The sequence below is a fragment of the Sulfitobacter sp. NFXS29 genome, assembly GCF_040148765.1.
Lineage (GTDB): Bacteria > Pseudomonadota > Alphaproteobacteria > Rhodobacterales > Rhodobacteraceae > Sulfitobacter.
This window is the reverse complement of record NZ_JAGDED010000005.1, coordinates 152,708-167,583: the sequence shown is the minus strand read 5'-3', so window position 1 is coordinate 167,583 and position 14,876 is coordinate 152,708. Positions and strand designations below refer to the sequence as shown.

The following is a 14,876-nucleotide window of genomic DNA, read 5'->3' as shown; positions in this document are numbered from 1 at the left end:
AGTTATGATATAACATATCGAATCACAATCTACGTTACATCACGGAGAACGACATGCCCCAAACATCCGCATCCCCGCTTTTCTTTCTGACACTCAGCGCGGGCATTGCCCTCTCGGCCCCCGCCTTCGCCGATACGAAAGAGGCGTCGCATGACCACGATCATTCCCATGCGCATGACCACGCCCACGGCCAAGACGACATCTACAAAGGCTATTTCGATGACGCACAGATCAAGGACCGGCCCCTGTCGAATTGGGCGGGTGAATGGCAATCGGTCTACCCGCTCTTGCAGCAGGGCGCGCTGGACGAGGTGATGCAGTACAAGGCCGAAGACAGCGACAAAACAGCGGCGGAGTACAAAGCCTATTACGATGTCGGCTATGCCACGGATGTGGACCGCATCACCATTGAGGGCAACGCCGTGACCTTCTTTCGCGACGGTGATCCGGTGCAGGGGCGCTATGCCAGTGATGGCTACGAAGTGCTGACCTACGAAAAGGGCAACCGCGGCGTGCGCTATGTCTTTGCCAAAGAGGATGGCGATGCCGAAGCGCCGGGCTTTATCCAGTTCAGCGACCACATCATCGCACCGCAAAAGGCCGATCACTACCACCTCTATTGGGGGTGACGATCGCGCCAAAGTGCTGAAGGAGTTGACCAATTGGCCGACCTATTTCCCCGCCGAGATGAGCGCGTCTGAGATCGCGGCGGATATGCAGGCGCATTAAGGGCGGCCATCCAGCATGTCTGGCAGAAAGCGAAATCTGCGAAGCGGGCTGAAACAGCGGCGGCGTCAGGGGGATCCGATGGCGGCCTATGACCGATTGCCGCCCCCGCTTAGGGCATGGCTGGCGCAGACGGCGCTGCCGTGGTCGCCGCAGTCGGCCCATCGGCTGTGGTGTCGGGCCTTGCAGCGGTGCGAAGGCGATGCGGTGGGGGCCGCCCTCCACTTAAGCCGCGCAGAGCACCGGATGCTGGCGCAGGACCGGTTGCAGATCTGAGCAAAAACAAACGGGGCGCGCCCTAGGCACGCCCCGTTCTATCAATCGTCTCAGGTGCTTAGACCGACAGGCAGACGTATTTCATCTCAAGGTAGTCCTCGATCCCGTGGTGGCTGCCTTCGCGGCCAAGGCCGGATTGCTTGACCCCACCAAAGGGCGCAAGCTCGGTCGAGATGATGCCGGTGTTCACGCCGACGATGCCATATTCCAGCGCCTCGGCGACCTTGTACACACGGCTCAGGTCTTTGGCATAGAAGTAAGAGGCAAGGCCAAAGATCGTGTCGTTCGCCATGGCGATCACGTCGTCCACATCGTCGAACTTGAACAGCGGCGCGAGGGGGCCGAATGTCTCTTCCTTGGCGACCTTCATGTCTTGCGTCACGCCGGTCACGATGGTCGGGCCGAAGAAGTTGCCGCCCATGTCGTCCTTGGCATTGCCCAGAATGATCTCGGCCCCGTTGTCGACCGCATCCTTGATATGCTCGCGCACTTTGTCCGAGGCTTCGGGGTTGATGAGCGGGCCAAGGTCTGTGCCCTCTTCGAGGCCGTCGCCGACCTTCATCTTGCTCACCCGGTCCTTCAGCTTGGCCGCGAAGTCGTCATAGACGCCCGCCTGCACGTAGATCCGGTTGGCGCAGACGCAGGTCTGGCCGTTGTTGCGGAACTTGCACATGATCGCGCCTTCGACGGCAGCATCAAGATCGGCGTCGTCAAAGACGATGAAAGGCGCGTTGCCGCCCAGCTCCATCGAACATTTCATCACCTGATCGGCGGCCTGTTTCAGCAGGATGCGCCCAACCTCGGTGGAGCCGGTGAAGGTCAGCTTGCGCACGGCGGGGTTCTCGCAGAATTCCTTGCCCACGGCAGACGACGATGACGACGGCAGCACGTTGAACACGCCCGCCGGAATACCCGCACGTTCGGCCAGCACACCCATGACGATGGCCGAGAGCGGAGTCTCGGCCGCCGGGCGCGCCACGAAGGAACAGCCCGCCGCCAGCGCGGGGGCCGCCTTGCGGGTGATCATCGCATTGGGGAAGTTCCACGGCGTGATCGAAGCGGCAACGCCGATGGGCTGCTTCATCACCATGATGCGCTTGTCGCGCTGGTGGCCTGGGATCATCTCGCCGTAGACGCGCTTGGCTTCTTCACCGAAGAACTCGATGAAGGAGGCGCCATAGGCGATCTCGCCCTTGGCTTCGGCCAGCGGTTTGCCCTGTTCGGCGGTGAGGATGGTGCCCAGATCGTCTTGGTTCTCCATCATCAGGTCGAACCATTTGCGCATCACCGCGGCGCGTTCCTTACCGGTCCAGCTGGCCCAGTCTTTTTGCGCCTTTTCGGCTTGGGCAATCGCGCCCGCGACCTGCGCACGGCTGAGGTCGGCAACCTGTGCGATGACATCGCCCCGCGCGGGATTGGTCACGTCGAAGGTGCCGTCTTCTCCGTCGACCCATTGGCCACCGATATAGGCGCGGGTTTCAAGCAGGCTGGGGTCTTTCAGCAGTGATTTCAGATCCGTCTTAGCATCAGTCATGTCATCTCTCCGCTATTCTCTATAGCCTCCAAAGCAACAACGAGTATGATTGTCCAGTTCAGTTTGATCAAATCCGGGGTGGGAGACCCAAATGATGCTAGATGACGCCTATGCAAATGCTGCCTATATCGACGGGGCCGACGGCTTTCCGCCCCGCTGGGAAAAGGAGGCGGAGGCATTCCGCGCATCATTGGGGGCGCGGGCGCAGTTGAATGTGCGCTACGGCCCCTCGGACCGTCAAAAGTTCGATTTCTTCCAGCCCGAGGGCGTCTCGCGGGGCACGGCGGTCTTTGTGCATGGTGGCTATTGGAAGGCCTTCGACAAGAGCTATTGGTCGCATCTGGCCGCCGGTCCACTGGCGCGGGGCTATGCGGTGGCGATACCGTCTTATGACCTATGCCCCGAGGTGCGTATCTCTGAGATCTCCACGCAGATCGCCGCCGCGCTGACCGAAGTGGCGAACCGCACGCAGGGCGCAATCGTGCTGTCGGGCCATTCGGCGGGCGGGCATCTGGTGGCCCGGATGACCGACCCCCTGCTGCTCGGGGCCGAGGTGCGCGACCGGATCACGCGGATCGTGCCGATCTCGCCTGTGGCTGACCTTGCCCCGCTGCTTCAGACTCAAATGAACGATACTCTGCGGCTGGACGAGGCCGAGGCCGAGGCCGAAAGCCCGATGAACATGACCCCGCCGCACGGCGTGGATGTCACCGTCTGGGTGGGCGCGCAAGAGCGGCCCGCCTTCCTTGAGCAGGCCGAGAATTTCGCCCGCAGCTGGGGTGCGAAACAGGTGGTGGCCGAGGGCAAGCACCATTTCGACGTGATCGACCCGCTGGCCGAGCCGGACAGCGACCTGACCAAAGCGCTATTGGGCAGCTAAGCCCCACATTTTACGGCAGATGCCCTGCGTTAATGCACGTAAGGCATTTGCCGCAGTGCCGCAGAAACACTATGTCAGAGGGGCAGAGGCCCCTGTTCGGCCACGCGATGCAATTGAAAGGGCCGAAGATGAGAATCGTTAAATGGGTGTTTTGGGTGACCGTCTGGGCGCTGGTGGCGGCGTTCTTCCATTATACCCTGCCGCAGACCGATATCGTCCGCGTCACGGACACCTATGAAAAGCGGATCGACTTTGGCAACAGTTCGATCTTCTGGGCGGGCTCTTCGACCGATAGTGCCGGGCAGGCGGTCAACCGCGATGTCTTTTTCATCCAGACCCGCCGCGCCAAAGGCGATGTCATGGTTTACCGCAACGAAGACACCGGCTGGGGCTGGCCGCCCTATTTCAAATTCGACACTGCCAACCTTCAGGCCGAGGCGGCGGATGCCCGCAGCACCACCGGCGCGCCGCAGTATTATGCGCTGAAACACTACGGTTGGCGCAGTGAGCTTTTGTCGATCTACCCCAATGCCATCTCGCTCCGCGCGGTCGAGGGGCCGGAGGCGAGCAAGGGTATCCCCTTTGTGACCATCATCGTGCTGACCCTCGTGGCGGCCCTGTTTTATGCCATTTGGGTGCGCTGGCGGCGGTTCCGCCGCGCGCGGTTGGACCCAAGGATCGAGGCGATCGAGGATGACTTCGCCGCGCGCCGAGGGCGCTTTGCCCGCTGGCGTGCCGAACGACGCGCGCGGAAGTAACCTCACCAAGAACTGTAAACGCTGAGCGGGGCAGGTAGCGCCCCGCATTCAGCTAAATTCTGGTATTCCATCCTATATGGACATCATCCTCGTCACCACGATCATTGCGTCGCTCTTTGTCGTTATCGGCTTGGCCGAACCCTTTGCCGCGCGGTTGCAACTGCCATTCAGCGTGATCCTTGCGGTCGTGGGGATCCTCATCGGGGCGTCGGCGATCTTTTTTCTGCGCACCGATCTGACGGATGCGCTGAATCCAATGGCGGCGGCCATTCTGGGGCTGCCGATCCGGTCAAACGTCTTCCTCTATGTTTTCCTGCCGACGCTTTTGTTTCAGGCGACGCTGGGGATGAACCTGCGGCGCATGGTGGATGACTGGGTGCCCATTCTCGTGCTGGCTGTGGTGGCCGTGGTGGTGGCGACCGTTAGCATTGGCTACGCGCTGTTTTGGGTCAGTGCCATTCCGCTGGCGGCCTGTCTGCTGATCGGGGCAATCGTTTCGACCACGGACCCCTCGGCGGTGGTCTCGATCTTTCGCTCGATCTCGGCCCCGCGGCGGCTGGCGCGGATCATTGAGGGTGAAAGCCTGCTGAACGACGCCGCCGCCATCGCGCTTTTCGGTCTGTTCATGGGCTATGTCATGCTGGGCATTCCTGACCCGGAGCTGGGCAGCGCACTTGCGCAATTTCCGATGTTGATCGCGGGCGGGGCGCTGGTGGGCTGGCTGGGCGCACGGATCGCAGTTTGGGTCATGGCGCTGTTCGCGCGGCATGAACTGGCGCAGCAGTCGATCTCGGTCGCGCTGCCCTATCTGGCCTATATCGTGGCTGAGCAAAGCGTCGGCGCCTCGGGAGTAATCGCCGTGGTGGCCGCGGGGCTGACGCTGAACCTCACGGCACCGGGGCGGTTGCCACCGCAGGCGCTGACCAACCTGCGCGAACTTTGGGACGTTCTGGCCCATTGGGCCGGAGCGCTCATCTTTATCCTCGCAGCACTGCTGATCCCCCGGCTGTTAGAAGAAGTCCGGCTGGAGGATTTCTTTCTTATTGCCGTGGTCGTGGTCGCCGCCATTTTCGCCCGCGCGGTGATCCTTTTCGGGCTGCTGCCCCTGCTGACCGCGGCCAAGCTTTCGCCCTCGGTCGAGCGGCCCTACCGTGTTGCGATCCTCTGGGGGGGCTTGCGCGGGGCGGTCACTCTGGCGCTGGCGCTGGCGGTGACGGAAAGCGTGCGGGTGCCGGATGATATCCAGCGGATCGTGGGTATCTTGGCCACCGGTTTCACCCTCTTTACGCTGCTGGCCCAAGGTACGACGCTGCGCTGGATCATCGGGCGGCTGGGGCTGGATCAACTGTCGCCCATTGATCACGCGCTGTCGCGGCAGGTGATCGCCGTGGCCCTGCAGACCGTGCGCGAAGACGTGGCCCAAACGACCGAGAATTATGATCTGAACCGCGATATCGTGCGCTCCGAGGCGAAACGTTTCGGCGAGCGGCTTGAGACGGCAGTCAAGACTGCGGAGGAGGCGACCGATATCCTTGACCGGGACCGGATCGCGCTTGGCCTCATCGCGCTGGCAGGGCACGAGCGCGACACGATCCTCGCGCGGGTGCGGGAGCGGACGATCTCGGCCCGGATGGCTGATCTGGTGCTCTCGGATGCGGACCGGCTGATCGAAGGGGCGCGGACCCAAGGCCGCAGCGGTTACCAGCGCGCGGCGCGGCGCAGCGTGGCCTATGGGCGCACCTTTCGCGCGGCGGCGGTGCTGCACGGGCGCTACGGCGTTTCGGGGCCCTTAGCGCGGATGACGGCGGACCGCTTTGAAATGCTGCTGTCGCAGCGGCTGATCCTGCGCGATCTGGGCACCTTTATCGATGGGCGTATTCGCCGGATTCACGGGCGGCGGGTGGCCGAATTGCTGCACGATCTGCTGGCGCGCCGCATCGAAGGGATCGAAACCGCGCTAGAGGGGCTGCGGCTGCAGTATCCGGGCTATGCCGAGGAACTTGAGCGGCGTTTCATCCGCCGCACGGCGCTGCGGCTGGAAGAACGCGAATACACGTTGATGCGCGAAGACGGGCTGTTCGGGGCTGAGGTCTATACCGCGCTGATGCAGGAATTGGCCACGCGGCGCATGGCGGCAGAGGGGCGTCCGGGCCTTGACCTTGCCGTGCGGCGCGGCGCTTTTATCGAACAGTTTCCGCTGTTTACGGATCTGGGTGAGGGCGCGCTCAAACGGCTCAGTCGGGTGCTCAAAACCCGCTATGTAGATATCGGCGATGTGGTTTTGCACAAGGAAAGCCCTGCACGCAGCGTGTTTTTCATCGCCTCGGGCGCGGTCGAGTTGGAAAGCGCAGGTCAGACTTGGCGATTGGGTCGGGGGGAGATGTTCGGCCAGATGGCGATCCTGACGAACCGTGTGCGCCGGGTGGACGTTCGCGCCATCGCACCGACAACGCTTTTGGTGTTGGACGAAGACCGTTTTCGCCGCCTGCTGGAGCGGAGTGCGGCCCTGCGCGACGCGGTGCGGGCCAGCGCAGAAAAGCGCGGCATCGATCCGGTGGACTTGCTCTCGGGGGGCGGCGGGGCTGGATAGGCTGCTAGGCAATCGCGGACGGGGTGTTTGGGGCCGGTGGTGCGCAGCGGTATTTAAAAAAGGATGAAGATAAGGGGGGGGGGGCGGCCGGTAGGGACGGCCGCACCTTGGGGTGAGGTTAGTCGTCTTGGGTGATTTCGCCGGTGGAGGCGTCAATCAGCACCTCGCGTTCGCCTGTCGCACCGGTCAGTTCGACCTCATAGACCATGCGGTCGTCTTCATCGTCGAGCGAGAGTTCCTCGATCCTTGTGCCGTCTTGGCCTTCGAGTTCGGCCAGCGCTTTCATCAGCACATCGCGGGAGGTGCCAGCGGCGCGCAGTTCGTCTTCTTGGAAGAGGCCGCTGAGGAAGCTGGTAAGTTGCTCTTCGGATTGCGAGATCACCTCGCCGGTGGCGGCGTTGACGGTGACTTCGTAGACTGCCTCGCCGCGGACGAGGTCAATTTCATAGACCAGCGCGTCGCCTTCGGTTTCGATCTCGGCTTCCAGCACGCCGCCGTCGATGCTGCTTTGTGCGGCTTTGATGGCTTGGGACATGCTGACACGCTCGGCCTTTGCGGCGGTCTCTTGGGCGAAGAGCGCAGCGGGGGCGATCAGGAGCGATGCGGCAAGGGCGGTGAACTTATGTGGCATGGGAAACCTCATGAAATGTGTTGCGGTTTGCCGGCCCCCTAGTGGGCGACGGCATTCGCGGTTCAACGCTTGGCAAAGCGGGCTGTTCCATGGGGCAGGGGGGCTGCGTTAATCGGCGAAGAGCCTGTCGCTCTGGGCGATTGCGCGGGCCTTGTCTTCGCTCACGTTGAGAAAGCGCGCGAGGGCTGCGGCGTTCGTTTCGGTGTCGGCGTATTCAGAGAGGCGCGTATAGTTTTCAAACTGTGCGTCACGGATCTGGTCGACCTCATGCAGCATGTTCCCCCGGATCGTAGGGAGCAGGCGCGAGAGGTTTTCCTGCGAGGTCTGTTCCCCGGTCAGGCCGATGCGCAGGGCGTGGCCGGTGAGATAGGCATCTGTCAGCGTGCATTCGACTTCGAGCATGCGCACCTGTGCGCGGTCTGAGGCGAAATCGCGCAGCAGGTCGAGGTTGGATGTATCAATGCAGACGATCAGCCGCTTGCTGTCGTAGTAGTCATAGAGCATCCGCATCAAGGCGCGCCGGTGGCGGGTGCGTTTTTCCAGCGTGGTTTGAATGCCGCCGAGATCGGGTAGGGGGGTGTCTTCTTCGTTGAAGAGGAAGTCCACCGCCGGGAGGCCGGTTTCCTGACGTATCCGACCGACGAGCCGTTTGGCGACATGCCATTTCTTGGCGAGGATGATCAGCAGCTCGCGTTCGCGGCCAAGGCTGGCTTCGGTCTCCCAAAAGCGGGGGGCGAAGCGGCGGCCGATGCGGCCCCTTCCGGTGAGGAAGTCGAATAGGTTGCGGCCTTCGTCGCTGATCTGGAATTGCACCCCTTGGGCGGCATAGAGCAGGCCGAGGCGGCGTTTGAGGTCCAGCGCTTCGGGGCTGATTTTGCGCGCGAAGAGGTGGTTTTGACCGAGCAGCAGATCGTAGTGATCGTTGTAGAATGTGACCGGCATGCCGTAGTCGGAGAACAGCAGGAAGGTCAGGCTGCGGTTGGAGATTTCGGCCTCGGGGACGAGGTGGCGCACGAGGGTTTGAAAGAAGGTCTCATCCGGGATCCATGTGCTGCGGAAAAAGCGCATTACGTCGCGGCGGCGATGGGTGAATGCCATCAGCGCCTCGATGGTACGGCGGCGCAGGCACCACCATTGGCTGCCGATTTGCACCTGAAGGTCGGCAGGGATTTTGCGGGTGAGGCCCAGACGTTTCTGGGCCTCGAACATCGCGTAGAACCGCTTGCGCTGTGTGCGTTCGTTGAACCAGTGGCGATAGATCAGCCGCTCTTCTTTCCAACCGGTCTTGATCCAATCGCTGTCGAAATAATCCACGCTTTCGATGAAGTCGGTGTCATTCTCATCAAGAAACTGATGCGCGTATTCTGCCGATTTAATTGCCATGCAATCGCCGGACATCAGGTAGAAATGCGTGGCGCGGGGGAAGCTTTGCAGTGCGGCGGTGAGCGTATCCAGCGTGGCCTCCACCAAAGACCATTCACCCCAGCCGCAGCGGGTGCGTTTGCGCGGGAAGGTGACGCTGGGGTTGTCGCCAAGGGCGGCAGTGATCTGGGCGTAATCCTCAGCACTGGCGGAAGCGTCAAAGTGGATCGCCATATAGTCGCCCACGGCGGTCAGCCGCTCGGCCTGCCGGATAACAGCCTCCGGATCCTTGTGGCACAGCAGGATATAGGCAATTTTCGCCATGCAGGATACCGAATGTCCTTGTCGCGGCCCGCTTGCATCGGCCTTTTGTCGTGGATCACCTACCTAGTTAATCGTGAAGACCGATTGAATAAACAGCATTTCTTTGCTTTTTTGCGCCAAGGCCAGATTGTTGCTTAAAACAGTCAGCGCCATCAGGAGGCGAGGAGCATGGGTTTTCCCGGAACATGGATGACGGAGAGCGAGAGCATGGTGTACCGGGTGGTGCCCAAATGCGCCTGTTCGACCATCGGGCAGATCATGTTTTATTCCGATCATGGCGAATTCTTTGACGGCGACATCCACGATGCCAAGGCAGGCATCCACAAATGGGCCTTGGATGCATCGCAGGGGCCGATCACCGATAATGTGACGGCGCGCAAGTCCTATGCCTTTACCTGCGTGCGCAATCCCTACACGCGGGTCCTGTCGTCCTTCTTTGACAAGATTTGCGGCATCCAGCGCAATGGGCGGCGGTATCGCGGCAATCTGGTGCCGCTGTTGGTTCAGAAATACGGGATCGACGTGGGTGGCGATGACGGCAAGCAGGAGTTCGACCAGATCGCCAGTTTCCGGCGTTTCTTGCTGTTTGCGCGTGATACCATTCGTTGGCGGCGGCCGATGGACCCGGACATTCACTGGTCTGCGGTCTCGGGCCATGTCAGCACCTTCATCATCAATGGCGGCACCTACGACAATATCTTTTGGACCGAGCAGTTTAACGATGGCATGCAGCAAGTGCTCGACGCGGTAGATACGCCGCATCGGGTTGATTTGGCGGCGATCCCTCGGTTCAACGAAAGCGAAGACCATGGGCCTAAGCGGGCGCATCCGGTTGAGGATTACTTCGACGATCTGTCGATGCATCTGATGCGCGAGATCTACAAACGCGACTTTGATCTCTTCAAATATGACTTCGACAATCCGGGGAACAAGCTGCCTGTGGGTGAGATCGATCTCGATGAGGTGCACGCCAAACTGGGTGACTGAGCGGCAGCATCTTGCACCGGGGCGGGTCGCGCTCTACATGCTTTGGCATGTCACAGGTCAAATCCAGCTCCAAATCCGATCCGAACTACAAGGTGATCGCCGAAAACCGCCGCGCGCGGTTTGATTACGCTATCGAAGAAGACATCGAATGCGGCATCATCCTTGAAGGGTCCGAGGTGAAATCTCTGCGCGAAGGCGGGGCGAATATCGCCGAGAGTTACGCCGCCGTGGAGGATGGCGAGCTGTGGTTGGTGAATTCCTATGTGGCGCCCTACAAGCAGGCCAAAACCTTTCAGCATGAGGAACGCCGCCGCCGTAAGCTGCTGGTCAGCCGCAAGCAATTGGCGGACCTGTGGAACGCGACGCAGCGCAAGGGCATGACGCTGGTGCCGCTGGTGATGTATTTCAACCATCGCGGCATGGCCAAGATCAAGATCGGTGTGGCCAAGGGTAAGAAGCTGCATGACAAGCGCGAGACGGCGGCCAAGCGCGATTGGTCGCGGCAGAAGCAGCGGTTGTTGAAGGATCACGGGTAAGGCTGCCACCTAGGCCCGGGACAAGCCGCAGGCGCCGGGCCATCGCCTGCCCCTCCCCGGGGTAAGCGATTTGGTGAGGCTGGGTGCTCCTTCGCGAGCACACATCAAACCTGAACTATAAAGTGGCATGAATACCCCATAGCATTGCCAACCCAGGGGCAGGCAACGCCTCTCACCGCCCCCTTCCACTTGCCAGCACCCCCTACCGGTTATAGTCAAGGGCAACGCCCGCGACGAAGGAGGCCCCAATGGCCGACGATCCCAAGACATTGGTTTCAACCGACTGGTTGGCTCAGCACTTGAAAGACCCAGACCTGCGCATCCTTGATGCTTCGTGGTATCTCCCCGACGCCGGGCGCGACCCAAAGGCCGAGTATGACGCCGCCCACATCCCCGGCGCGCGGTTCTTTGACATTGATGACATCTCTGACGCGCGGTCGGACTTGCCGCATATGGCCCCCCCGATCGAGAAATTCATGTCGCGCCTGCGCGCCATGGGCGTGGGCGATGGGCATCAGGTGGTGGTTTATGACGGTGCCGGGCTGATGTCGGCGGCGCGTGTCTGGTGGCTCTTCCGCCTGATGGGGCAGGAGAATGTCGCCGTGCTGGATGGTGGTTTGCCCAAATGGCAGGCCGAGGGGCGCGAGACGGAAGACATGCCGCCCGTGCCGCGCGATCGCCACATGACCGTGCGCTTTCAGAACCAGTTGGTGCGTGATGTGACGCAGGTGGCCCATGCCTCGAAACTCGGCGATCCGCAGATCGTGGACGCCCGCGCCGCCGCCCGCTTCCGCGGCGATGCGCCAGAGCCACGCGAAGGGCTGCGCGCGGGCCATATCCCCGGCGCACGCAATGTGCCCTTTACCGAGCTGCTGAACGACGACAAGACGATGAAAACCCCCGAACAAACCCGCGCCATTTTCGAGGCGGCGGGCGTGGACCTTGCCAAACCCGTCATCACCTCCTGCGGGTCGGGCATCACCGCCGCCGTGCTGGCGCTGGCGCTGGAGCGGGTGGGTCATCGCAAATGGTCGCTCTATGATGGCTCATGGGCGGAGTGGGGCATGTTCCCCACCGTGCCCGTCGTCACCGGCGCGGCTTAACCCTTTTTAGTTACCTTCCAACCGGAGAACCCCATGTTCGAGACGCTCAAGGCGCAACCCGCTGACAAGATCCTCGCCCTTGTACAGGCCTACCGCGAAGACCCGCGTGACACGAAGATCGACCTCGGCGTCGGCGTTTACAAAGACGCCAGCGGCAACACCCCGGTGATGCGCGCCGTCAAAGCCGCCGAGCAGCGCATCTGGGAAAACCAAGACACCAAGGTCTACACCGGTTTGGCTGGTGATCCGGCCTATACCAACGCGATGGCCGCGCTTGTGTTGGGCGATGCCGTGCCGCGTGGTGCGATTGCCGCCGCCGCCACCCCCGGCGGGACCGGCGCGGTGCGTCAGGCGTTTGAACTGGTGCGCATGGCCAACCCCGGCGCACGGGTCTTTGTCTCTGACCCGACATGGCCGAACCACCTGTCGATCCTGTCCTATCTGGGCATGGAAGTGGTCAACTACCGCTATTTCGACAGCGCGACCGGCGGCGTGAACTTCGACGGGATGATCGAAGACCTCAAGACAGCCAAGAAGGGCGATGTGGTGCTGCTGCACGGCTGCTGCCACAACCCGACAGGCGCGAACCTGAACAGCAGTGAATGGGACGCGGTAATCGACGTGCTGCAAAGCACCGGTGCCGTGCCGATGATCGACATCGCCTATCAGGGCTTTGGCGACGGGCTGGAAGCCGATGCCGCCGCGACCCGCAAAGTGGCGTCTTCGGTGCCCGAGTGTCTGATCGCGGCAAGCTGTTCCAAGAACTTCGGCATCTACCGCGAGCGGACCGGCATCCTGATGCTGGTCGCTTCTGAGGCGGCCCAAGGGCTGAACCAAGCCACCTTGGCCTTTCTCAACCGCCAGAACTACAGCTTCCCGCCCGATCACGGCGCGCGGATCGTGTCGACCATCCTGACCGATGACGCACTCAAGGCCGACTGGAAGGCCGAATTGGAAGACGTGCGCAACGCCATGCTTGCCCTGCGTGAGCAGCTCGCCGGTGAATTGCAGCGCCTGTCCGGGTCGGACCGCTTTGGGTTCCTCGCCCAGCACCGGGGCATGTTCTCGCGCCTTGGCACCACCCCGGACAAGGTCGAAGCGCTGCGCGAAAAGCATGGCATCTACATGGTTGGCGACAGCCGCATGAACATTGCTGGGTTGAATCAAAACAGCGTGCCAATTCTGGCCCGCGCGATCATCGACGTAGGCATCTAATGCCATTTCGGGCCGCGCCTGCCGCGGCCCGAACACCCCGCCGCACCAAGCGTTGATAACATAACTGGGCGCTATGCCCCCGTAATGTCTACATTAAAACAGAACTTGGTCGGATTACCCAGATTGAGTACCTTGAGCGAAAACTTAGGGTCAGGCAAATTTTAGAATCAATTTTTCAGTGCATCCGGTTGGATGTTGGCATGCCAGCCGTACAGCTCGTGATTGTGACGGCATCGGTTGTCACGGTCTTGGGTCATTGGGTGCGCGGCCACAGCAGTCTGCCTGGCAAACATTGGTTCCTGCTGGCGATCTTGGCCATGGACATGTGGCTTCTTTCGGTCGGGGTCGAGCTGTCGGCCACTTCGGCGGCCTGCGCCTTTGGGGTCAGCCGTTGGGCGTGGATCGGCTTTGTGCTGCTGCCGACTTTCTGGGCCTTTTTCCTTTACGAATATGCGCTTGGGGCCAAGGTGCCGCGGTATCTGGTGCCGCTCTGTGCCGGGGTTGCGCCTGCGCTGATCACCCTCGCTGCGGTGACGAGCGGTTGGCATGAGAAATTCTACGGGCCGGAAACCAAGTGGCTTTTGAGCGAAGAGGGGGCCTACGTTCAATCGGACCATGGCCCGCTCTTTTTCGTCGCGATCGCCTATTTGTACATGGTCATCGTGGCCGCGGCGGTGGTGGCGGGCCGTGCTGTACGGACGGCAAACCCCGCGGTGCGCAGCTTTTTCCTAAAGCTCTTCGCCGCGACGCTGATCCCCATGGTGGCCAATCTGGGCTATATTCTGGGCGGGATCACGCTGTTTAACACCGATCCGACGCCCTTTTCCTTTGCGCTTTCGCTGACGCTGGTGGTTTGGCTGGTGGCTGACAACCGCTGGATTGATGTCAACGCGATCGCGCGAGAGCTGTTGTTCTACAACAGCACTGACCCGGTTTTCGTGGTCGACCCAACAGGGGTTGCGATTGAGACGAACCCGGCTGCGGCCGATCTGTTGCACCGCGGCGCAGAGCCCGAAGCACCGTTGACCGAGTTCGGAGAGTTGGGGCCGGTCATTCGCTATCTCGCGGCCCACGGCAGCCTGCCGGACGTGACCGATATCCAGTTGGGCCACCGCCATTTCGCCGTGCGCGCCCATGCGATTTCATTGGGTGTCGGGCAAAAGCAGGTCGGCTGGGCCGTGGCGCTCTTGGATGTGACCGTGCAAAAGATCGCGGCGCAAAAAGCGATCGCCGCCGAGCAGATGCAGACGCAGTTCCTTGCCACGGTGAGCCATGAGTTGCGGACCCCCCTGACGGTAATCAACGGTGCGCTTGGTCTGCTGTCGACGGGCGGCGCAAAGCTGAGCGATGCGCAAAAGGCCCGTTTGCTCGGAAAGGCCACAGACAGTTCCGAGACGCTGACGACGCTTGTAAACGATCTGATCGACACGCAGAGCTTGAGCAGCGCGGCGTTCAGCATTGACCTTCAACCTGTGGCACTTGGCCCGCTGGTGCAGGGCGCCGTGGCGCGCGCGGAAAGCCTGCAACCCGACAAGGACATTCGCTTTCGTTGTGAGCTGTCTGAGGATGCGCCGATGGTGCAGGCCGATGCAGAGCGGTTGGGTCAGGTCTTTGGCAATGTGCTCTCGAACGCGGTGAAGTTCTCTTTGCCCGGCGGACTGGTGGAGGTCAGTCTTGCGCAAGCCGAAGGCATGGCGTTGGTGCAGGTAAGCGACAGCGGCTGCGGCATTCCTCCGGGGGCGGAGGAGCAGGTCTTTGCCCCTTTCTCGCAGCTTGACGGCTCCGACACGAAAACAGCCTATGGCAGCGGTCTGGGGATGCATATCACGCGGCAAATTCTGGACCGGCACGGCGGCAGCATCCGCTATGTCAGCGCGCCGGGTGTCGGCACGACCTTTACGATTTCTTTACCCTTGGTGGCCTAACGTAAACCGCCCGGCCATTGCTGGCCGGG

Annotated in this window: 12 protein-coding genes and 1 pseudogene; 10 read left to right on the top strand and 3 right to left on the bottom strand. The window is 61.6% G+C overall.

Going from position 1 to position 14,876, the window contains the following annotated elements:
* Nucleotides 1–53 precede the first annotated feature (53 nt).
* Together J3456_RS10405 and J3456_RS10400 are read left to right on the top strand one after the other, a co-directional pair.
* Nucleotides 54–729: pseudogene (locus tag J3456_RS10405) on the top strand (metal-binding protein ZinT).
* A gap of 15 nt (nt 730–744) precedes the next feature.
* Nucleotides 745–1,002 (top strand): DUF6525 family protein, encoded by a 258-nt coding sequence (locus tag J3456_RS10400; protein ID WP_349580190.1) that lies wholly within the window; start codon nt 745–747, stop codon nt 1,000–1,002.
* Between the two features lie 58 nt (nt 1,003–1,060).
* Here the strand turns inward: J3456_RS10400 and J3456_RS10395 are convergent, their stop codons facing one another.
* Nucleotides 1,061–2,536, bottom strand: a complete 1,476-nt coding sequence (locus J3456_RS10395; RefSeq protein ID WP_317390460.1) for an NAD-dependent succinate-semialdehyde dehydrogenase — start codon at nt 2,534–2,536, stop codon at nt 1,061–1,063.
* Nucleotides 2,537–2,627: 91 nt separating this feature from the next.
* On the opposite strand from J3456_RS10395, the gene J3456_RS10390 reads away from it, so the two are divergent.
* The 3 genes from J3456_RS10390 (at nt 2,628) to J3456_RS10380 (ending at nt 6,764) form a co-directional block, all read left to right on the top strand.
* A complete protein-coding gene (locus J3456_RS10390) occupies nt 2,628–3,416 on the top strand; it encodes a hormone-sensitive lipase (protein WP_349580189.1) in 789 nt (262 codons plus the stop codon).
* Nucleotides 3,417–3,544: 128 nt separating this feature from the next.
* Nucleotides 3,545–4,174 (top strand): DUF1523 family protein, encoded by a 630-nt coding sequence (locus tag J3456_RS10385; RefSeq protein WP_259947112.1) that lies wholly within the window; start codon nt 3,545–3,547, stop codon nt 4,172–4,174.
* Between the two features lie 76 nt (nt 4,175–4,250).
* Nucleotides 4,251–6,764: a cation:proton antiporter gene (locus J3456_RS10380; protein ID WP_349580188.1), complete on the top strand. Its 2,514-nt coding sequence runs from the start codon at nt 4,251–4,253 to the stop codon at nt 6,762–6,764.
* Nucleotides 6,765–6,882: 118 nt separating this feature from the next.
* Here the strand turns inward: J3456_RS10380 and J3456_RS10375 are convergent, their stop codons facing one another.
* Together J3456_RS10375 and J3456_RS10370 are read right to left on the bottom strand one after the other, a co-directional pair.
* Nucleotides 6,883–7,395: a PepSY domain-containing protein gene (locus J3456_RS10375; protein WP_349580187.1), complete on the bottom strand. Its 513-nt coding sequence runs from the start codon at nt 7,393–7,395 to the stop codon at nt 6,883–6,885.
* Between the two features lie 108 nt (nt 7,396–7,503).
* Nucleotides 7,504–9,081 (bottom strand): DUF5928 domain-containing protein, encoded by a 1,578-nt coding sequence (locus J3456_RS10370; protein ID WP_349580186.1) that lies wholly within the window; start codon nt 9,079–9,081, stop codon nt 7,504–7,506.
* Nucleotides 9,082–9,249: 168 nt separating this feature from the next.
* On the opposite strand from J3456_RS10370, the gene J3456_RS10365 reads away from it, so the two are divergent.
* The 5 genes from J3456_RS10365 to J3456_RS10345 all read left to right on the top strand — a co-directional run bounded on the left by J3456_RS10365 (nt 9,250) and on the right by J3456_RS10345 (nt 14,847).
* Entirely contained in the window at nt 9,250–10,068 is an 819-nt protein-coding gene (locus J3456_RS10365; protein WP_349580185.1) for a sulfotransferase family protein, read from the top strand.
* A gap of 47 nt (nt 10,069–10,115) precedes the next feature.
* On the top strand, nt 10,116–10,604 hold the full coding sequence (gene smpB / locus J3456_RS10360) for an SsrA-binding protein SmpB (protein WP_067266812.1): 489 nt from the start codon (nt 10,116–10,118) through the stop codon (nt 10,602–10,604).
* A 248-nt stretch (nt 10,605–10,852) separates the two neighbouring features.
* On the top strand, nt 10,853–11,707 hold the full coding sequence (gene sseA / locus J3456_RS10355; protein WP_349580184.1) for a 3-mercaptopyruvate sulfurtransferase: 855 nt from the start codon (nt 10,853–10,855) through the stop codon (nt 11,705–11,707).
* Between the two features lie 33 nt (nt 11,708–11,740).
* Complete coding sequence (locus tag J3456_RS10350; RefSeq protein WP_349580183.1) at nt 11,741–12,922, top strand: amino acid aminotransferase; 1,182 nt, start codon at nt 11,741–11,743, stop codon at nt 12,920–12,922.
* Nucleotides 12,923–13,122: 200 nt separating this feature from the next.
* Nucleotides 13,123–14,847, top strand: a complete 1,725-nt coding sequence (locus J3456_RS10345; RefSeq protein ID WP_349580182.1) for a histidine kinase N-terminal 7TM domain-containing protein — start codon at nt 13,123–13,125, stop codon at nt 14,845–14,847.
* Nucleotides 14,848–14,876: the final 29 nt, after the last annotated feature.